Origin of the sequence: Microcoleus sp. S13C4 (assembly GCF_036700865.1) — a bacterium.
Classification (GTDB): Bacteria; Cyanobacteriota; Cyanobacteriia; order Cyanobacteriales; family Microcoleaceae; genus Microcoleus.
In genome coordinates, this window is the sequence record NZ_JAUBPS010000035.1 from 21,888 (window position 1) to 41,230 (window position 19,343).

16 protein-coding genes are annotated in these 19,343 nt (G+C 46.4%); 7 read left to right on the top strand and 9 right to left on the bottom strand.

Translation table 11 applies throughout. The features are described from left to right. Positions 1-41: 41 nt before the first annotated feature. Positions 42-1,391 (bottom strand): peptidylprolyl isomerase, encoded by a 1,350-nt coding sequence (locus QT996_RS16150; RefSeq protein WP_333047717.1) that lies wholly within the window; start codon positions 1,389-1,391, stop codon positions 42-44. A 119-nt stretch (positions 1,392-1,510) separates the two neighbouring features. Here QT996_RS16150 and QT996_RS16155 point away from each other — a divergent pair, with 119 nt between their 5' ends. Continuing rightward, complete coding sequence (locus QT996_RS16155) at positions 1,511-2,062, top strand: peroxiredoxin (protein WP_333047718.1); 552 nt, start codon at positions 1,511-1,513, stop codon at positions 2,060-2,062. A 359-nt stretch (positions 2,063-2,421) separates the two neighbouring features. Here QT996_RS16155 and QT996_RS16160 read toward each other — a convergent pair whose 3' ends face one another. Then, positions 2,422-2,961: a phosphate-starvation-inducible PsiE family protein gene (locus QT996_RS16160; RefSeq protein WP_333047719.1), complete on the bottom strand. Its 540-nt coding sequence runs from the start codon at positions 2,959-2,961 to the stop codon at positions 2,422-2,424. A gap of 381 nt (positions 2,962-3,342) precedes the next feature. Here QT996_RS16160 and QT996_RS16165 point away from each other — a divergent pair, with 381 nt between their 5' ends. Both QT996_RS16165 and clpS read left to right on the top strand, forming a co-directional pair. Beyond that, positions 3,343-3,945 (top strand): superoxide dismutase, encoded by a 603-nt coding sequence (locus QT996_RS16165; protein ID WP_333047720.1) that lies wholly within the window; start codon positions 3,343-3,345, stop codon positions 3,943-3,945. 253 nt (positions 3,946-4,198) lie between these two features. Further along, positions 4,199-4,492, top strand: coding sequence for an ATP-dependent Clp protease adapter ClpS (gene clpS / locus QT996_RS16170; protein WP_006633998.1), 294 nt, complete (start codon positions 4,199-4,201; stop codon positions 4,490-4,492). Between the two features lie 93 nt (positions 4,493-4,585). On the opposite strand, the gene QT996_RS16175 is transcribed toward clpS, so the two are convergent. Both QT996_RS16175 and QT996_RS16180 read right to left on the bottom strand, forming a co-directional pair. After that, positions 4,586-5,086 (bottom strand): plastocyanin/azurin family copper-binding protein, encoded by a 501-nt coding sequence (locus tag QT996_RS16175; protein ID WP_333047721.1) that lies wholly within the window; start codon positions 5,084-5,086, stop codon positions 4,586-4,588. A gap of 61 nt (positions 5,087-5,147) precedes the next feature. Further along, complete coding sequence (locus QT996_RS16180; RefSeq protein WP_333047722.1) at positions 5,148-6,266, bottom strand: tocopherol cyclase family protein; 1,119 nt, start codon at positions 6,264-6,266, stop codon at positions 5,148-5,150. 72 nt (positions 6,267-6,338) lie between these two features. On the opposite strand from QT996_RS16180, the gene QT996_RS16185 reads away from it, so the two are divergent. After that, complete coding sequence (locus tag QT996_RS16185; RefSeq protein WP_333047723.1) at positions 6,339-6,920, top strand: Npun_F5749 family FMN-dependent PPOX-type flavoprotein; 582 nt, start codon at positions 6,339-6,341, stop codon at positions 6,918-6,920. A 148-nt stretch (positions 6,921-7,068) separates the two neighbouring features. Here QT996_RS16185 and cysE read toward each other — a convergent pair whose 3' ends face one another. Next, positions 7,069-7,866: a serine O-acetyltransferase gene (gene cysE, locus QT996_RS16190; RefSeq protein ID WP_333047724.1), complete on the bottom strand. Its 798-nt coding sequence runs from the start codon at positions 7,864-7,866 to the stop codon at positions 7,069-7,071. Between the two features lie 171 nt (positions 7,867-8,037). Beyond that, positions 8,038-8,520, bottom strand: a complete 483-nt coding sequence (locus QT996_RS16195) for a hypothetical protein (RefSeq protein ID WP_333047725.1) — start codon at positions 8,518-8,520, stop codon at positions 8,038-8,040. A 548-nt stretch (positions 8,521-9,068) separates the two neighbouring features. On the opposite strand from QT996_RS16195, the gene mrdA reads away from it, so the two are divergent. Then, positions 9,069-10,895 (top strand): penicillin-binding protein 2, encoded by a 1,827-nt coding sequence (gene mrdA / locus QT996_RS16200; protein ID WP_333047726.1) that lies wholly within the window; start codon positions 9,069-9,071, stop codon positions 10,893-10,895. Positions 10,896-10,992: 97 nt separating this feature from the next. Here the strand turns inward: mrdA and QT996_RS16205 are convergent, their stop codons facing one another. From QT996_RS16205 to QT996_RS16215, 3 genes are all read right to left on the bottom strand, one after another. Further along, positions 10,993-12,747 carry a DUF3352 domain-containing protein gene (locus QT996_RS16205; RefSeq protein WP_333047727.1) on the bottom strand — a complete coding sequence of 585 codons (1,755 nt, stop codon included), beginning with the start codon at positions 12,745-12,747 and terminating at the stop codon, positions 10,993-10,995. Between the two features lie 62 nt (positions 12,748-12,809). Continuing rightward, positions 12,810-13,997: a flagellar assembly protein H gene (locus QT996_RS16210; RefSeq protein ID WP_333047728.1), complete on the bottom strand. Its 1,188-nt coding sequence runs from the start codon at positions 13,995-13,997 to the stop codon at positions 12,810-12,812. A 35-nt stretch (positions 13,998-14,032) separates the two neighbouring features. Then, positions 14,033-14,638: a pentapeptide repeat-containing protein gene (locus QT996_RS16215; RefSeq protein ID WP_333047729.1), complete on the bottom strand. Its 606-nt coding sequence runs from the start codon at positions 14,636-14,638 to the stop codon at positions 14,033-14,035. Positions 14,639-14,773: 135 nt separating this feature from the next. On the opposite strand from QT996_RS16215, the gene purL reads away from it, so the two are divergent. Next, positions 14,774-17,338, top strand: coding sequence for a phosphoribosylformylglycinamidine synthase subunit PurL (gene purL, locus QT996_RS16220; protein ID WP_333047730.1), 2,565 nt, complete (start codon positions 14,774-14,776; stop codon positions 17,336-17,338). A gap of 199 nt (positions 17,339-17,537) precedes the next feature. Further along, a complete protein-coding gene (locus QT996_RS16225) occupies positions 17,538-19,268 on the top strand; it encodes a bifunctional serine/threonine-protein kinase/formylglycine-generating enzyme family protein (protein WP_333047731.1) in 1,731 nt (576 codons plus the stop codon). Positions 19,269-19,343: the final 75 nt, after the last annotated feature.

The following is a 19,343-nucleotide window of genomic DNA, read 5'->3' on the forward strand; positions in this document are numbered from 1 at the left end:
TTGTAAGGTGCGCCATAAGCACCCTACACCTATAGTTAAAGTTAGCCAATTCTCAAGGCTGCATCGCCAGTTGGTAGAGCGTTAGGACGAAGAATCGTAGATAAAGGAATTGCAAAGGCTGCATTTTGAACAGAGGCGACAGTAGAATTTTGTACTACAGTAGAAGCCCCTGCCAAGTTAATGACAGTATTGCTTCCCGATTGAGTGAATGTAGTATCGGATAATTTTCCTGTCAAAGCAATGCGATCGCCTTCCTCTGGTCGAAAATCAACTATTGTATGACTTGTCGGGGGTAGGGTAATAAAAGGAAGAGAAGCAGGATCTACTCCAAGCAAAACAAAAGTATCTGCACCACTACCTCCTGTAAGAGTATTGTTGCCTGTATCTCCAATCAAAATATCATTGCCATCACCACCAATTAAGATATCATTCCCTTGACCGCCTCGCAAAAAGTCGTTACCAGCATCACCATTGAGAGTATCGTCAGCGAAATTGCCAATCAGAATATCGTTGCCAACACCACCGCTAATGGAGTCGTTACCTTTGCCACCTCGCAAAAAGTCGTCACCCACTTCACCACTGATACTATCATTGCCTTGGCTGCCATTAATTGCATCATCAGTGGGTGAACCGACGATGCGATCGTTTGCGCTACCTCCCACTACACCGTTAGGATTTTGCTGAGAGTCCTGGGAAGTGACTTGATAGTTGTTTGGGGTGTTGGCCAATCTGAGGGCTCGCAAAGGCAGATTTACAAAATTGGTATTGTTAATTAAATCGTTGAGTACATTAACATCGGGAATGATGCTAGAAACCCGACTGGGAACAATTCCTTGAACCACTTTTGCAGTCGAAATGCGATCGCCCTGCTGCACCGCATTCACCGTTTCAAAACCTTGAATAACGTTGCCAAAAACAGCATAATTACCATCCAAAAATGGCAAATCATCCAAAGCAAAATAAAACTGCGAAGAAGCCGAATCCAAAGCATTAGAACGAGCCATTGCCACGGCCCCGCGAGTGTGCTGCAACTGCGGCGTCTGGGTTACAACTTGGTTGTAAACAGGTTGCGCGGCCCCTTGCGGCTTAATTTCCAAAGGAATAAAACGCGCCTGATTGGTATCCGGGTCAATAAAATTACCCGTTCCCAATTGACTGGCTGGAATTGTAGGATCTTGGCTGCGCGGATCGCCTCCTTGCACCACAAAAGGATCTGGCTGGCGCACAACTCGGTGAAACATCACCCCGTCGTAAAGACCGCGTTCAACTAAGTCAACAAAATTTCCCCCAGTAATCGGGGCATTAGTGCCGTCTACTTCGATCGTAACGGGTTGACCGTTAATTACCTGGACTACTATAGCTTTGCCTGTTAACGGGAGTGCAGCGCTCATGGGTAAATTGCTATTTGAGTGAGTGATCTTTGGGTTTTAGAAGCAATCCGCGAATTGCCCCTACCCATTTAATCAGAAAACTGTAAACTTGTCTTAAGTACAGTTCTACTTCTAAATTTATGATGTCCTGTCGCAAGTTTTTTAGCACTTTATTGGCAATTTGTCTAGTTTTTGTAAGTTTCAATTTTGCCACACCTGCATTTGCCCTAGGTGGCAAGCTTCCGACAGTAAATCAACCAGCGCCGGATTTTAGTTTGCCAACAAACAGTGGCGACGGACAAGTGTCCCTGTCTGATTATCGCGGTAAGTGGGTGGTAGTCTATTTTTATCCAAAAGACTTTACATCCGGTTGTACAATCGAAGCGCGTCGATTTCAGCAAGACTTGCCGAAATACTTGGCAAAGAATACTCAAATTATCGGCATTAGCGCTGATGATGTCGATTCTCATGCAGAATTTTGCGATTCCGAAGGTTTGAAATTTCCCCTGTTAGCTGATACCGACGGTAAAGTGAGTAAAGCTTACGGTTCTTGGATGAGTTTTATCTCGGCGCGACACAGTTTTATTATTGACCCTGAAGGAATTTTGCGCGAAACTTTTGTGAAGATTAATCCGGCGATTCACTCCAAAGAAGTGTTGGCTCGTTTGGGGGAATTACAGGCTAACGGGTAATACCCTTTTAGATTTGAGATTTGAGATTTGAGATTTTAATAATGGGCAATGGCGGATGAAGCTCGTATTTGTAGAGAGGACTACATTCCTCGGTATTTTCAGAGGATTGTAGTCCTCTCTACAAACGTTATCAGGTTGATTTGACCTCACATCTTGCACCATCGTCAATAATCCTTTTTTGGGTGGGCATCCTGCCCAACCCCTACTCCCCACAAGAAAATCTACTCTTGGTGGAACGGGCCCCAGAGCCCGTTCTTGACAATTGTGCAACATCTCATTTTTACTGGAAATGATGGCTGGTAACGTGACAAGCAATATCAGAGTAAATCTAAAATCTAAAATCGCCTGTCCCGCCATACTCAATGAGAATTAAACTTGCTATTGACTGCCACAGGCTCGGAAGAAGATTCAGGATCAGAAAATTTTCTATTTCGGCTAGCAAGGCGGCGTTCCGGGTCAATGCCCTCGAAGGTTGGTGGCAACCAAACTCGGACTACCAACAACACTCCCAAAACCAGCAAAAATGCGCCAGTTGATAATATTTGAACCCAGGGAGTTTCCAGCACTCCCCGCACTATAACTTCTCGCAAAACTGATACAATACAAACTTCCACAGCTACGCCTATCGAAACTCTTTGTTCTTGCAAGTAAATAATTAGCAACCGAAATAATTCCACTAAAACTAATAGAAATAAAATATCGGCCGTGACTTGCTGGAAATTCAAAGGAGGTAGCAGCGAGAAGAACATTTCTCGCAGTTCTAGCACCATGAAACAAAACAAACCAATACATAGGGAAATTACAATTAAGTCTTGGACTGTTTCCAGAGCGGTGACGATTAATTGCAGATTCAACCATTGAGCGGGGTTACTGGACGAATTGTTTAAACGCTTTTCCATTGACAGCTCCTGCAACTTATTTGACTTTCATACAGCTTAATTGAACTTAGGTTAATCTTTGACAATTTACAGGTTTAATCTATTTATCAGTCTCATAAAATTTCGAGCGGTTGACAATTTCACACACACTTTTATTTGCCTCCCAGGTGGCTTGACATTTAGTGATAGTTTATGCTAAATGAAGCCTGCAATAAGTAGCTTTGATATCTAAAAAATAGAAGTCTGAATGCTGAAATGCTGCAACTGCTATAAAATAGGAAAATTGTAAAGAATTATTTACCACAGCTTGATAAACTCAAGCTAGTGACTCTCGGCTTTAATCATACAAAAGCCACCCAGTCAACCGAAAAACCAAAAGTAATCCAGAGAGGATTGAACACAATGGCATTTGAACTCGCACCATTACCCTTCGCCGCTGACGCCCTAGAACCAGCTCATATGTCGGCTGAGACGTTTTCGTTCCACCACGACAAGCACCACGCTGCTTACGTCACCAATCTGAATAAACTGATTGAAGGGACTGAAATGGCGAGCAAATCCCTTGAAGAAATTGTCAAGGAATCTGCTAAAGACCCATCCAAAGCAGGCATTTTTAACAATGCAGGTCAAGTTTGGAACCACAATTTTTTCTGGAATTCCCTCAAACCGGGCGGCGGCGGCACTCCGACAGGAGCTTTAGCTGACAAAATCAACGCCGACTTCGGCAGCTTCGACAAATTCAAAGAAGAATTCAAGACTGCTGCGACAACTCAGTTCGGTAGCGGCTGGGCTTGGCTGGTTGTGGACAACGGCACTTTGAAAGTTACCAAAACTGCGAACGCTGACACCCCGGTTGCACACGGGCAAACTCCGTTGCTGACTTTGGATGTGTGGGAACACGCTTATTATTTGGATTTCCAAAACCGCCGTCCCGACTACATTACTAATTTCTTGGATAATTTGGCTAACTGGGATTTCGCAGCAGCAAATTTGGCTGCGGCTTAGTAGCATCTGAGTTTGAGGACTTTAGTCCTTACTACACAACTTCATAGGTTGGTAGTGAGGACTAAAGTCTTTGTTGAGATGAGTATTAATTAACTTGAGTTTGACGGGCGCGGTGCAACGCAGGGTGCTGCGGTGAAAATAAACCTCGAAGCCGATCGAACTGCCAAATAGCGGTTAAAAATTTCATAAATAGGGTTATACTGTAATCGGTAACTCTTTTACGAATTTTGTAGTTTCAGTGGCTGTTCGCGCGATGACCTCTTCACCAACCATAGCACCCGTTCGATCGAGTCAAGTTACCCGCAAACCTTATCCCAACTATCGGGTAATAGTCCTCAACGACGATTTCAACACATTTCAGCACGTTGTGGAATGTTTGACCAAATACATTCCAGGGATGACGAGCGATCAAGCTTGGAAACTCGCCAACCAAATCCACCACGAAGGCCAGGCCACCGTCTGGGTTGGCCCCCAAGAGCAAGCAGAACTTTATCATATGCAATTAAGCCGTGCGGGACTGACAATGGCTCCGCTAGAGTCTACTTGAAAAGTGTGTAAAAGGCTCGAAAGTTCGATCGATTGTTTGTCGCTAATTAATCGGAAATTGATAGGATGTCCGGTGAGGCGACGGAGATTGGGGTTAAGAGGCGATCGTAATTTTGCCAATCATCCCCGCTTCCCTATGTCCAGCTACGGTACATCGAAGGTTATAGGTTCCCGATTTCATCGGTACAAACATCCATTCTGCCCTAGCGCCCGGTTTAAGTTCCAATTCGTGAATACTTCCTTTAATTTCCACCTTGCCCGCTTCAACTTTTTGAGTCCAACTCGCATCAGCAAAGTTTTTAGCAGTGAAATAATGTTTCTGCGAACTTGGATTTTGTAGCACTAATTTATAGCGCTTGCCCGATTCAAATTCTAGCAAATTCGGAAAAAACTTAAGTTCCCCAGCTTCGTTACCTAAACTAACAGTAATTTCGGTGACTGGTTGGCGAGACAAATCACCTGCAGCACTAGCAATTGTCGCCGGCATCAAAATTGTACTCAAACATAAAATTAGTCCCAAAATAACCTTGAGAGCTGGTTGTAACCGCTGGCTGCGGTAGAATTTCCCTAATTGCCAACCGAGTAAATTGATCATGGCTGTTATGACTACTGTTAACTATTAACTGACTAATAACTAATGACTAATCACTACTGACTTAATTCGATCGCCAAACTTCATCCCAAGGCCCGCCCCCAACTTCCAAACCCGATAAAGAACTTTGAGCCTCTAAGATAATTCTAGAACGCTGCTTGCCATTGTTTTCAACTTTTCCCCCCAACAACTCTCGCAGTTGCAAGCGCAATTCGCCGTGCGTCGTATCCCGGCAGCAAAAAGCCATACCTTTTTCTGTAGGAGTTCGCACATAAGTACCAGGACTGTTTGTAGTGCCAATTAACTCAACTTCAAACTGACTGTTTCTAGCCTGCATTTTCCAGCTTCCCCAAGGCTCAATATTCCAACTAACTTGCGAATTCCAAGGCACAAATTCGTAAAACTTGCCTCGGTAATGCAGACAAATCATTGCTACCGATTCCATCCACCACAGCACGCCCCGCTTGCCACCACCAGCAGTTAAAGCTAAATCCTTTTCGCCTTGAAAACAATTGCAATTAATCCAAAACCACTTTTGCGGAAAAGCACCGCCCCAGTTTTTTTCGCTGTAAGCGGGAGCATCTTTAAATTCGTAGCGTTCGCCGTTCCAATCGATCCAGCCCGTGGCTAAACCGTGAGCCATTAAAATTTGCCATCCCGGTTCAAATACGGGCAGAAAAGATAGCATTCCCGCCGTAGATTTCTGGATATCCTCAGAGTTGCCCCAGCCGTAAATAGGTTGGAGTTCATACTGCCACAAACAGCGACTGCCACTTCCTGGATCGTGCAGATAACCTTGATTCAAACTAGCAGTAGCTTGATAGCCTTCTTCGACCTGGCTGTCGAATACTTGCGGCTCTAAATATTGAGGTTTAATTTGTAAATTAGTTTTGCCCCAGTGTCCGAAACCTAAGCTTTCTCGGTGGGCCCAAAACTTATTTACATCGGGGAATGTGCGGCACAAATAGCTATCTTTCGGACCGAGAATTTGAGCTGCACCGCCACTATAAGGTTGACCGCCTCTGGGGTCTTCGATGGAATACATGAATGCAAAGGATTGTCCGTGAATCGGTAATGTTATTCGATAGTACCAGCCTTCAAAAAAGCGGCGGGAACTGCCGTCCCAGTGGTAGCCACTGTGGGGAGTTTCAATAGTTTTGAGTTTTGAGAGTGAATTTGACATAGAATTACCAATAGCATGACAGGGAATTCACGGATAACTGTTTCTTCCTTCTTCCTTCTTCCTTCTTCCTTTATGTCTTTACCACTTTGGCGATCGCCCTTAGCTCGCGCGCTCCACCGCAATCGCAGTCTTGCTTTTGCTCGCTACTTGCAACTAGCAACTGTTCGCGCTACCGGGCGTCCGGCTAACCGCACTGTGGTGTTTCGAGGCTTTTTGGAAGACACCAACCAGTTAAAGTTTATTACAGATATTCGGAGTCAAAAGGCAGAGGAAATTAACCTCTATCCTTGGGGGGAAATTTGCTGGTATTTCCCAAAAACTCGCGAACAATTTCGGATTGCTGGAAAGCTAGTTTTGGTAGGGGCAGATTATCCAGAGGCCCAGTTGTGCTCATCGCGCCGCACAGCTTGGCAGGAGCTTTCTGAGGCGGCTAGAGCGCAGTTTACTTGGCCGCAGTCGGGGGATGACAAAGCCGAGGCTAGTGCTTTTGATTCTGCTTCCCCAAATGCGATCGAGCCGCTGCCTAATTTTTGTTTGCTGTTGTTGGAACCGGAAACGGTGGATTTTTTGGAGTTGCGGGGGGAACCGCAAAACCGATCGCTTTATTGGCGCGACGCGGAGGGAAATTGGTCTGTGCGATCGGTTAATCCTTGAAAAAGAAGTCAGTAGTCAGTAGTCATTAGTTATTGGTTATTAGTTATTAGTTATTGGTTATTTGTTGTCAGTTCCAATGCCCAATGCCCAATGCCCAATGCCCAATGCCCAATTCCCAATTCCCAATGCCCAATTCCCAATTCAAATTTTAGATGCCGGTGCCGTCAAAAAACTCTTGAATTGCTTTATCTTTTAACTGACAAGTGGTGGCAACAGCTAATTGGGTTTTTTCAGCTACAGCTACATTGCTCGTTTGATTTAAAGTTGGGAATCCTGAAGGCGAATTGGGAACAGAATTTAAGGAGACAGATGCTTGAGGAAGCAAACTTTTTACTTGCTGTTCGAGGGATTCGATACGATCGAGCAAAGAGCGAATTACCACTGCTTCCGAATCCGGCAAACTGCCGTGTTCTAGGGGATTGACGCGCACTCCCGATCGATAGACGATGCGGCCGGGAATCCCTACCACCGTACAGTCAGATGGTACGTCGCGCAGCACAACCGAACCGGCGCCGATGCGAACGTTGTTGCCAATTAGCAGATTGCCGAGTACCTTGGCCCCGGCACCGACAACTACATTTTCGCCGACTGTAGGGTGACGTTTGCCGCTTTCCTTGCCTGTGCCGCCGAGGGTGACACCTTGGTAAATTAGGGCAAAATCGCCGATAATCGCTGTTTCGCCGATCACAACCCCCATACCGTGGTCGATGAATACGCTTTTGCCGATCGTTGCCCCTGGGTGTATTTCAATTCCGGTCAAAAAGCGAGCAATGTGGGAAATCAAGCGGGGGATGAAGGGAAGCCCCAGCACATAAAGCCAGTGTGCGAGGCGGTGCAGCACTAGAGCCTGAAGACCGGGGTAGCAAAACAAAACTTCCAGCCAGTTGCGAGCGGCAGGGTCGCGATCGAAAATTATACTGAAGTCAGCTCTAAGAGTCTTTAGCACTTTCGGAGTTACCTATTTTGGTTAAACACGCCACTTTCGATTTTACATTTTACTGGATGGGGGAAGTGAGCGGTCGATCGGGAGATTGGGTAGTGTGAGATTAAGAGTGTGGGAGATTGGGATAGAATTTGACGACATTTTATTGCCGCCATCCAACAGCGCCGCTGCGTTTTATTCCTGTACTGAGATTGTATAGTTAGACTTGACTCCGGGTTCGAGAGTACCTACCCAAATCCTGTAAGAGCCGGCTTGCCAGTCAGAATCAAGTATGCCAGCATCTTTATTCTGACCTGCATCGTCTCCGCAGCGCACCCTATTACCGGGGCCTTGTACGAGTAAGGTTGTGTCCTTGCCTCCGCTGTTGACTTGGATTGTGAGTTTTGAAAAGTTTTGCTGCAAGACTATGATGTGGTCGGGAGTTGGGGTGGCAAAACCCAAACATTTGTTTTTGTGGCGATCGGCGTTGGCTATGGCAGATAGAGAGTAGGAGCCGCCTGTGGAACCTCTCAAAACTGCTGTTGGGGCTGCAAAACCTCGCGATAAAGTTAAAGTGCCGAAATTGGCTGTTTCTGCTAAAACTGGTAGGGCGGCGATCGCGGCGATCGCAGCCAAGAGCGCACCGTTTTTCAAATTGGCTCGCTGATTAAACAACATGGCAATACTCCTCGGTCACTATTTAACATCACAACTCAGAATTTACCCATCGCAGCCCCTAGAATCCAAACTCGGGAGGAAGAATAATTTTTTTTAAATTAGTTCAAAACCTTCTGGCTTCTCTTCCTTATGTCTATCAGGACAATCCCTGTACGATCGCGCTCGCTTGTGCCACTCGGATTTCTGCCACAGGCGATCAACTCATGTCCGAAATTGTACGGTGTCAAGATGATAAATTTGATACTCCTAGCCTTGCTCGTGGCGATCGGTTCCCTATTGACACAGGCCTTGGTATTGTTACCTATAGGTCTATCCGGCTGGCTCCACCTCCCTAATTGGCTGAGCCTGACCTTGATTTTTCTCGCTATTTCTTGGTGCTTGGGGGATTAGTCCGCAGTCATGAGTTATTAGTGATTAGTCAAAAGTTAATGATCAATCATTCCACTTCCCCCAAGAATCAAGGCCCGATTGTCCCCGGTTTGATGATGTATACTTCAAAATTGACAATTCAAGAATCTAAAATCTAGGATTTGACATCTACCTATAGAATGATGCAACGACAAGTTTATTCAATCTCAGCATTTCACTCTTCTGACAGAACCCTGGCGGAAACTCCTAAGAAACAGGAGCGTCCGATACACCGGGCGATCGTATTAATGCTGGTGGCAACCGGTTTGCTGGGCCTGCACGCTAGTCGGCTGGTGGAATTGCAACTTGTACAAGGGAAGCAAAACCGGGAACGAGCCGAAAACAATCGCGTTCGCCTAGTGCCAATGCCGGCGAATCGCGGACACATTGTTGATCGCAAAGGCAAGTTGCTAGCTGCAAACAATTTAGCTCGATCGGTATATTTGTGGCCGAAAGAACAAACGCCCGAAGAGTGGAAAGCGACAGCAGAAAAGTTGAGTCCGCTGGTTAAAATCCCGGCAAAAGAAATTTTAGAAAAAATAAAAGAGGTCGATCCTCTATCCTACAGACCGGTGCGGATCAAGCAAGCGATGCCGCCAGAGGTGTTTGTGCCACTAGCAGAACAGGTGGGACAAATCCGGGGAGTGGAAGTGCGGCCCGAAGCTAACCGCTATTATCCCGAAGGCAGTTTGGCGGCTCACGTTCTCGGATATATTGGCGAAGCTACCGCAGCAGATTTGGAAGCTCATCCTGAATATCCGATGGGGATGATTGTCGGTCAAATGGGCATAGAAGCGAGTTCTAACAAGAAGATTGCGGGAGTTTGGGGCGATCGGCTGATCGAGGTCAATGCCCAAAATCAAGAATTGCGGCTGATGGGAGAGACACCGCCCAAACCCGGTGAGGCGGTGCAGCTAACCATAGACTTGTCCATGCAAAAAGCAGCCGAAAAAGCCCTGGGGAACCGCCGGGGAGCAGTAGTGGCGCTGGATGTCAAAACTGGGGCGGTATTAGTTCTGGCCAGCCACCCGACTTTTGACCCTAATCTGTTTACGCGAAAAATCACTAAGGATGAGTGGCAAACTCTTCAAGACCAGGAAAATCCATTTTTGAATCGGGCCATGCAAGGCTATCCCCCCGGCAGCACTTTTAAAATTGTGACTTCCGTCGCGGGCTTGGAGTCGGGCAAATTTTCGCCGGACTCAATTCTCGGTACTTCGTCTTACATTACTGTGGGGGGAATTGATTTTAACGAACACAGCGGCGGTTACGGCGATATAGGCTTTCGAGAGGCTTTGGCTTTCAGCAGCAATACGTTTTTTTATCAAGTGGGGATGAGTACGGGGCCGGAGCAAATTTCTAAGTGGGGACACCGCTTGGGAATTGGCAAGGATACGGATTTGAATCTTTTGGGGCTAGGCGGCGGCGATCACGGTCAAATCCCGACGCCGGAGGAGAAGGAGAAAATTTATAAAGAACCTTGGTATGCGGGTGATACGGTAACGATGTCGATCGGTCAGGGGTTGGTCTTGGTGACTCCTTTGGAGGCGGCGGTGATGGTGAGTTCGATCGCTAATGGGGGCTATCGGGTGAAGCCTCATCTTTTGACTTCTATGACCAGCACACCGGAGACTCAACGGGTAAAGATTGGGATGAAACCTTCGACAATTCAGGTGATTAAGGAAGGACTGATCGCCGTGGTAGCCGAGGGTACGGGACAGGGGATGAATGACGGTACGATTCCGATGACGGCGGGCAAAACTGGGACTTCGGAGGTCATCGGACACAACGATCATTCTTTGTATGTGGGGTTCGGGCCTGCTGACAAGCCGGAAATTGCGATCGCCGTGGTTGTGGAAAATGGCGGTTTTGGTTCTGTTGCCGCGGCCCCGGTCGCCAAAGAGGTGTTTCAAGCTTATTTTGGGCAACCGAAAAAGGGGAAGGAGTCAGTAGTTATTAGTCCTTAGTTATTGGGAATTGGGCATAGGGAATTGGGAATTGGGCATTGGGCATAGTTTCTTCCTTCTTCCTTCTTCCTTCTTCCTTCTTCCTTCTTCCTTCTGACTAATTCAGCCGCATAAATATTGTAGCTTTGCGAATGCCTGTGATCTCTCCCGTACTGGTGACGGTGAGCGATCGCAAGTGGTCGAACAATGGTCTTGCCGAAAGTTCAATTAACCTCAACAGCGGGATTTGTTTTTCCCAAATTGACCTGCTGGAGGGCCAGTCTAAATAAAAATAGCCGTCGTTAGATGGCGGTAGGGGTTCAATGCTGGTTTGAAAATCTTGATTGGCAACTAAAGAGCCTGTTTCTGCTGCTTCTAGTGCTGCGTCCATTGCTTCTACTGAAGTGGTGAAAATTTCGTATTTGCCGACGGTGGCTCGGACTCCTTTGGCCTCGGTTTCGATCGCACTTTTTCTATTATTTTCTATCCCATAATTGGGGCTCGTTGTCAACTGCGTCCAAGCGGTAATTTTCTGGTTTCTGAGAGTGAAGCTGCCGATGCTGTATTCTTTGCTGCGGGCAATTTCATCGAGTTTGTCGATCGCCTTTTGGGAATCCGCAGAGTTTTCGGCGACAAAAATCCAGTCAGCACTATTTGACAAATTCGGAAGCACTGCTAAAGCATATTCTCCTTGCACCCAGTCAAATATATCCTGCTGCAGGTTGACGCCCCAAACTTGCTGAATATCTGCGAGAGTGCGATCGACTAATTTTGAGACTTCTGCATTAGTGGACACCGCCGATGACAAATCCGCCCAAAAATTCCTTAAATCGGTGCTGGCGACCGCGAAAGGACTCGCTGAGGGAATGTACTGCAAGGCTTGCACAGGTTCCGAGAGTATGGGAGAAGCTGTGTTTTCTCGCGATGTCACTAAAGCAGTTTGAGCCACCAATCCTCGTCGGTTGACTCCGACAGCAACTGCGAGAGAATTAAGAGAAAGTTGGAGATTTTGCTCGGTTGCTGACTGCGGGAGATTGACAAATGCTAAAGCTATTCTGCCTTGATTTAACTGCTGTAAAGCTTTTTGATATTCCGGGGTATTGTTGAGATTTAGATTGTCTGCTTCAACGTTATTAATTGCATCTCGAATCACCGTCGGACTGTTGGCAAATAAAACAAAACTGGGGTTATTTCCCGAATTTGAACGACCGCCGATTGCCGCTGTGGCGAAACTACGCGGCAAAGTTGACTTCGGCAGGGAAAAGGAGTTGAAAGGGGAAGTTGCAGCGGATTTTTTGTTAGCTGTAAGTGATTTTTTGTAATTTAGTTGGACGCCTTTATAGAGTTCCGACTGCACTGTTTTCTCAGTTCGAGATTGTTTTCGCCAGTAGGAGTCGAGAAATTGTTGGCTGCGATCGACATTTTGGGAGGAAACTGCCAGCAAAAACCCGGTTTCTTTGCCGTTGCTGCTGTCGCCATCCAAATCGGGCGTTGTGACGGCGAGGGTAATTTCGTCACCTATCCAAGGTTGGATATCTCGACTGTAATCCAGGCCTGTATTGGCGAGAAAACTTTTTTTGATTTGCTCAAATTCTGCGTGCGATCGACTTCTTTCTTCGGGAGTGGCAAAAACTTGCCGCAATGCTTCGAGGCGATCGGGATTTACCAGCATTGATGCTAACAAAGGTGCTTGTTTAGAGACAAACACAGCCGCAGCCGGAGTAGTTGTCGGCCCGCCGTTGAGTAAATTGAGGGGAGTTTGGGTTGTCAGCCAGTAAAAACCACCGGCACTCAAGCCTAAGAGTGCCAAGACGCCAGCAATGAGGAAAGAAAAGAACGATCGCAATTTCATCGGCAAATGACAAATTACCACAGTCTCTGATTATACACCCAGAACCCGGACTTGTTTAAGAAGTCGGGGTTCTCGCCACATTGTTAGTTTTCAAGTGTATTGGGTAATCTAGCTATCAGATTTTCCAGCGATAATTGAGGCAATTCTGACAGCAGTAATGATAAATTTTCTGGGGATAAGCCGAGCAAATTGGGGATGAGATTAACCGGGCGTTCTTCTTGTCCAGATTGGCTGAAGCGGTTGTTCAAAACACTTTCCGCTAGCAAATTTTGGACTTGTTGGCGATCGGTTTGGGCGATCGGCAGCATAGATAATTGGACTAACAACATAGTAAACTCGGCAGTAGGTAGAGCCGATACCGGGCGCAAAAAGGTGACAGTTAGCGGGTCTAACTCCCCAAATCTGACCTGCAAGAAACTCTCTAAAATTAACCGCTGTCCTTGTTCTCTTCCTTGCTCAAGACCTTGTTCTCTTCCTTGCTCAAGACCTTGTTCTCTTCCTTGCTCAAGACCTTTTACAATACCTTGTACAAGACCTTGTTCTCGTGCTTCTTGTAACTTTTGTTGAAAAAGGGGTACGATCGCCATAACTAACTCCTGATCTTCATCATCCATTGTGGGATTAGTTGGTGTATTCGCTTGCAAATTTTCCTGCAAGATGTAAAGTAATTGTAGCGCATTAGCTCGAATTGAAGCATCAATGGGAAATGCAGTTAATTCTGCGATCGCCCCTTGCTGCACCCGGCCCCTACCCAACATCCGCAACCACATAGTCTCTGGAGTCCTCGGTAGCTGGTGAATAGCGATTAACGCAACTCTCCAAACCTCCGATAAAAAATAAACTCCCCTCCCCCAGCCCTCAGACTCTTCGGAAGTCCGAAAACCAAAACTATTTAATAAAGCTTCCGAAGCAGTGGGAGTGAGAATCCACAACATCGGTAATTGTCTTTCCTCAAAACGTTGATTTTCTCGATTAGCCCGCCGCCCCAGTTCTGCCCTACTATTTAATAACTTAACGACACAGCTAAAAATTCCCTCAGCAGTCACAGGATTGCGAAACGGTTCAATTATCGCCGCCGTTGCAGCCATTTTACCTAACAAACCCAAACTTTGGACATATTCATATTCGCCCTCAAAAGAAGTTGGTTGAAACCAAACATCAATTTCTCTAACTTCAGCAGTGACATTTTTGCTCGTTTCTACTTCTCCAAGAGGCGACAATAACTCTTGCAGGTATTCTTTTGCAAACTGATCGTGGGGAAACTTAGTCATCCGATTTTAGATTTTAGATTTTAGAAGCAGGTTGTCTACCACGGCAAGCCTCGCGCATCGGAAAAATCGGCATCTAGAACTGCCCCGGGATCGAAAACAGCATCAGTTAAATCAGCTTTTCTAAACGACGTTACCGACAATTTTTCTATTTCTTCAACAGCAATAAAAAAGCCGATCGCAGTTAACCCAAGAATTACCCCAGAAACCAAAAATAAGACAATTCCCCTGATAGTATCTCCGCCCAAAAATGTCACAATACCGCTAGCCCCGATCGCAGCAGCAGCCCCAGCCACAGCCCCCGCCACAATCCCAGCCTCGCACCGAGTCGCAGCAATCGCCGTCGCAGCCGTTCCAGCCACAGCCACAGCCCCCGCATCCGCCCCCGCTATCAGTCCAGTCAAAGCCCCAGCCGCCGTCACTGTCATCGCCGTTACCCCAGCCCTAGCAATCAAATTTCTCACCCGCCTGCGGCTTTGTCCGGTTCTGACACCCTGAAAATTAGCCCCCCTCAAAATAGCTCCGGTGAAATTGCAGCCTCGAATGTCGCAACCGCTGAAATTCGCCCCTGACAAGTCAAGCCCTTTAAAAGAACGGTTCCGCAAGTTTTGGTTAGCAAAATTGAGATTTTGAGGTTGAGTCATGCGATTTTAGATTTTAGATTTTAGATTTTAGATTCACAACCCAAAGACCTAGGATTATAGATTTTAGATTATAGATTTTAGATTAACCAACCACAGGGCATTTAGAATAAAGCCTGTGGTTTATAACGAGTTTCCATGTCTCCCATCTCCGAATCCCCATTTTCCCCCGAACAAATTGCCGCTGAAAGACTCAAACCAGAAGAATATGAAGAAATCGTTCAGCGTCTAGGTCGCCATCCCAATAAAGCTGAATTGGGAATGTTTGGCGTTATGTGGAGCGAACACTGCTGTTACAAAAATTCGCGGCCACTATTAAAACAGTTTCCCACAGAGGGCGATCGAATTCTCGTCGGGCCCGGAGAAAATGCCGGCGTCGTAGACTTGGGAGACGGCTTGCAACTCGCCTTCAAAATTGAATCCCACAACCACCCGTCAGCAGTCGAACCTTTCCAAGGTGCAGCAACCGGTGTCGGCGGAATTCTCCGCGATATCTTCACAATGGGTGCTCGCCCGATCGCACTTTTGAATTCCCTGCGTTTCGGCAACTTAGACGATGCTAAAACTCAGAGATTGTTTAAAGGCGTAGTATCGGGAATTTCCCATTATGGAAATTGCATCGGAGTACCCACAGTTGGCGGCGAAGTTTACTTCGATCCTGCTTATTCTGGCAACCCGCTAGTTAACGTCATGGCCTTGGGTTTAATGGAAACTCAAGAAATCGTCAAATCCGGGGCATCCGGCATCGGAAATCCCGTGCTTTATGTCGGTTCAACTACCGGCCGAGATGGCATGGGAGGAGCAAGTTTTGCCAGTGCAGAATTGACAGACAAATCAATGGACGATCGCCCCGCAGTCCAAGTAGGAGATCCATTTTTAGAAAAATCCTTAATTGAAGCTTGTTTAGAAGCATTCAAAACCGGTGCAGTCGTCGCCGCCCAAGACATGGGCGCGGCCGGAATCACCTGTTCCACATCAGAAATGGCAGCCAAAGGCGGCGTCGGCATTGAATTCGATTTAGACAAAGTTCCCGTTCGAGAAAGCGGTATGGTTCCCTACGAATACCTGCTTTCGGAATCCCAAGAACGGATGTTGTTTGTTGCCCAAAAAGGACGGGAACAGGAATTAATCGATATTTTCCACCGCTGGGGATTGCACGCCGTGGTCGCGGGTACAGTGATTGAAGAGCCGATCGTCCGAATTCTCTTTAAAGGCGAAATCGCTGCCGAAATTACCGCGACAGCTTTGGCAGATAACACACCAATTTATCACCGAGAATTGTTGACAGAGCCGCCCAAATATGCTAAAAAAGCATGGGAATGGACGGCGGATTCGCTGCCACAATCCACAGTTAAAGGTATCGAAATTAACGGCAATTTCCAAACTTGGAATCAGATTTTGCTGACGCTTTTAGATACTCCCACCATCGCTTCTAAACGCTGGGTTTATCGCCAATACGACCATCAAGTGCAAAACAATACTGTTGTTTTACCGGGAGGTGCTGATGCTGCGGTTGTCAGATTGCGTCCGCTAGAACCCTGCCACTCTTCCCTTGCTAAAGGGCTCGAAGAACACCCCCTTGCTAAGGGGGATCTACAGAGAGAAGATGCTGTTTCTGAAGCTTCGGAAAGCAAACAGGAAGAAGAGGTAATTCCTCTATTTACAAAGGCACAAGGTAGGGAAACTCCAAAAGTTTCTCCCCCCCTTAGCAAGAAGGAAGTGCCGCAGCAAGGGGTTATTCCCGGAGTTGCTGCAACGGTTGATTGCAATTCTCGTTATGTTTATCTCGATCCTTATGAAGGTGCAAAAGCAGTCGTAGCGGAAGCAGCGAGAAACTTAAGCTGTGTGGGTGCTGAACCTCTCGCAGTTACTGATAATTTGAATTTTGGCAGTCCTGAAAAGCCGATCGGATATTGGCAGTTAGCGTCAGCTTGTCGCGGGATTGCTGATGCTTGTCGGGAGTTGGGAACGCCTGTGACTGGCGGCAATGTTTCTCTTTACAATGAAACTGTTGATGCTGAGGGAAATCCTCAACCAATTTATCCGACTCCGGTAATCGGAATGGTAGGGTTAATTCCAGATTTGAAGAAGATTAGTGGCCAAGCTTGGCTAAAGAAAGGTGATTTAATTTATGTGCTGGGAATTGGTGAATCATCCCAAAACTCAGAAGTTTCATCTGAAAGCTCAAAAATCGATACTTCTCCTACTTTAGGAGGTTCGGAATATTTAGCGGCAATTCACGGGATTGTAGCTGGGAAACCGCCAAGGATAGATTTTGAGTTAGAAAGAAAAGTGCAATCGGTTTGTCGCGATGGAATTCGGCAAGGTTGGGTAGGTTCTGCCCATGATTGTGCGGAAGGTGGAATTGCGATAGCCCTCGCGGAATCTTGTATTTCTGCTAAAATGGGTGCAGAAATTCATCTTAGTTTCAATTCGGAAAAGGTCAGCCGCTGGGATGAAATTTTGTTTGGTGAAATGGGCAACTGCATTGTAGTTTCAGTGGCACCGAAAAATCAAAAAAATTGGGAGTCTTATCTGCAAGAACATTTGACCAATATGTGGCAGAAAATTGGTTTAGTTTGCTGCGCTGAATCACCTTTGCGGGTTGTGAGTGCTGACAATCAAGTGTTAATTGAGGTGGCGATGGGTGAAATGGGCGATCGATTCTATAATGCGATCGAGCGTCGGATTGCATCTGTCTAATCGCATTCCATATAAAGGGCGGTTGAAACCGCCTCTACACAGACGAAACCCGCCGACGCGGGTTTAAAATTTTCAGTCCGCGCAGGCGGAGTTTGTTTGTGCAGAACCGATTTCAAACGCCCAATTAATTGCCCAATTAATCGTCGAGTCAATCGCCCAGTCAATCTATACAATATAAACAGTATCATTCCTAAAATAAATGATTTGCTGTATCAATCCCAACTGCGAAAAACCTGACAACCCCGACGGACAAACATATTGCATCAGTTGTGGCGTTAAACTCGTCCCCATCCTGCGATGGCGTTACCGCACGATCAAACTCCTCGGTCAAGGTGGCTTCGGCAGAACTTATTTAGCAGAAGATATTGATAGACTAAATCAACGCTGTGTCGTTAAACAATTAGCACCAAATGTCCAGGGAACTTGGGCGATCAACAAAGCTGTAGAATTATTTCAGCAAGAAGCCCGACAACTGCAACAGCTAGGACAACATCCGCAAATTCCATCACTAGATGCCTGTTTTGAAGAAGAAAACTATTTGTATCTCGTACAACAGTTTGTTGATGGGGATAATTTGTTGACGCTTTTCCAAAATCAGGGAATTTGGCAAGAAAGCCAAGTTAAGCAACTATTACTCGAACTTCTACCTGTTCTCAAGTTTATTCACGAACAAAAAATTATTCACCGAGATATCAAGCCTGAGAATATTATGCGCCGTCGCAGCGACGGTTTGTTAATGCTGATTGATTTCGGAGTTTCCAAACAGTTGTCGGGAACAGTGATGTCGAAACCGGGAACGCGAATTGGTACGCCTGGTTATGTACCGCTTGAACAAATGCAAGGAGGTGAAGCTTATCCAGCCAGCGATTTGTTTAGCTTGGGGGCGACGGCTTTTCATCTACTGACGGGAGTACATCCTGATGGTTTGTGGACGGAACACGGTTATAGCTGGACTGCCAATTGGCAGAAACATTTGAAGAATCCTATAGACAAGGAACTGGCATTGATTTTATCTAAGTTGTTGGCAAAAGATATCCGACCGCGCTATCAATCAGCCGAGGAAGTTTTAAGAGATTTTCAACGTCAGTCAACGCCAAATTTTATACATACTTTAAAAAGGTTTGACTTTGACACGGTGACAGTTGATGTGCGGGGTAATATAACTAACCGCCAACAGCGTCAATCACAATTTTTCCGGGAAAATTTAGGTAGCGGTGCAATCTTAGACATGGTAGCAATTCCTGGCGACCGTTTCGTGATGGGTTCCCCCAGTACAGAAGCAGGGCGAAGTAACAATGAAGGGCCGCAGCGTACTGTTAATATCTCTCCTTTTTTTATGGGTAAATATCCCATTACTCAAGAACAGTGGGAAGTAGTGATGGGGAATAACCCTTCTGAGATCAAAGGTTTGAAACGTCCTGTAGAACAAGTAAGCTGGAATAATGCTCTGGAATTCTGCCAGAAAATTTCTCAAAAAACTGACAAGATTTATCGCTTACCTTCGGAAGCCGAATGGGAATATGCTTCTCGCGCCGGAACTACAACGCCTTTCTATTTTGGCGAAACGATTACCCCGGATTTAGTTAATTATGATGGCAATAATCCCTATGGTTCTGCGCCGAAGGGACTTTACCGCAAACAAACAACGGATGTGGGGAGTTTTCCACCTAATGCCTTTGGTTTATACGAGATGCACGGGAATGTTTGGGAATGGTGCAGCGATCGCTGGCATGATAACTACAATGGCGCACCGACTGACGGAAGTTCTTGGGAAACTGGAAGGGATAATAACCGAGTGCAGCGTGGTGGTTCATGGAACGGCAATGCGGTCGTTTGCCGTGGTGCCCGTCGTTACTGCGTCTCGGCGGACCTCAGATGTTGGGGCAGGGGTTTTCGCGTTGCGGTAGCGTCGGTTTCTTCCTCGTCCTAGTTTCCGCGTAGTAGTGGTAGGGTGCGTTGCATTGAACAATCTACAAATCAAATCGACAATCTCGCAGCGACACAC

What these genes read in the sequence shown, in the direction of transcription:
- clpS (WP_006633998.1), top strand. Translation starts at nt 4,199, where the DNA reads ATGACCTCTTCACCAACCATAGCACCCGTTCGATCGAGTCAAGTTACC.
- QT996_RS16195 (WP_333047725.1), bottom strand. Translation starts at nt 8,520, where the DNA reads ATGTTGTTTAATCAGCGAGCCAATTTGAAAAACGGTGCGCTCTTGGCT.
- QT996_RS16215 (WP_333047729.1), bottom strand. Translation starts at nt 14,638, where the DNA reads ATGACTCAACCTCAAAATCTCAATTTTGCTAACCAAAACTTGCGGAAC.
- QT996_RS16180 (WP_333047722.1), bottom strand. Translation starts at nt 6,266, where the DNA reads ATGTCAAATTCACTCTCAAAACTCAAAACTATTGAAACTCCCCACAGT.
- QT996_RS16160 (WP_333047719.1), bottom strand. Translation starts at nt 2,961, where the DNA reads ATGGAAAAGCGTTTAAACAATTCGTCCAGTAACCCCGCTCAATGGTTG.
- QT996_RS16175 (WP_333047721.1), bottom strand. Translation starts at nt 5,086, where the DNA reads ATGATCAATTTACTCGGTTGGCAATTAGGGAAATTCTACCGCAGCCAG.
- QT996_RS16210 (WP_333047728.1), bottom strand. Translation starts at nt 13,997, where the DNA reads ATGACTAAGTTTCCCCACGATCAGTTTGCAAAAGAATACCTGCAAGAG.
- QT996_RS16185 (WP_333047723.1), top strand. Translation starts at nt 6,339, where the DNA reads ATGTCTTTACCACTTTGGCGATCGCCCTTAGCTCGCGCGCTCCACCGC.
- QT996_RS16165 (WP_333047720.1), top strand. Translation starts at nt 3,343, where the DNA reads ATGGCATTTGAACTCGCACCATTACCCTTCGCCGCTGACGCCCTAGAA.
- mrdA (WP_333047726.1), top strand. Translation starts at nt 9,069, where the DNA reads ATGATGCAACGACAAGTTTATTCAATCTCAGCATTTCACTCTTCTGAC.
- QT996_RS16155 (WP_333047718.1), top strand. Translation starts at nt 1,511, where the DNA reads ATGATGTCCTGTCGCAAGTTTTTTAGCACTTTATTGGCAATTTGTCTA.
- QT996_RS16150 (WP_333047717.1), bottom strand. Translation starts at nt 1,391, where the DNA reads ATGAGCGCTGCACTCCCGTTAACAGGCAAAGCTATAGTAGTCCAGGTA.
- purL (WP_333047730.1), top strand. Translation starts at nt 14,774, where the DNA reads ATGTCTCCCATCTCCGAATCCCCATTTTCCCCCGAACAAATTGCCGCT.
- QT996_RS16225 (WP_333047731.1), top strand. Translation starts at nt 17,538, where the DNA reads ATGATTTGCTGTATCAATCCCAACTGCGAAAAACCTGACAACCCCGAC.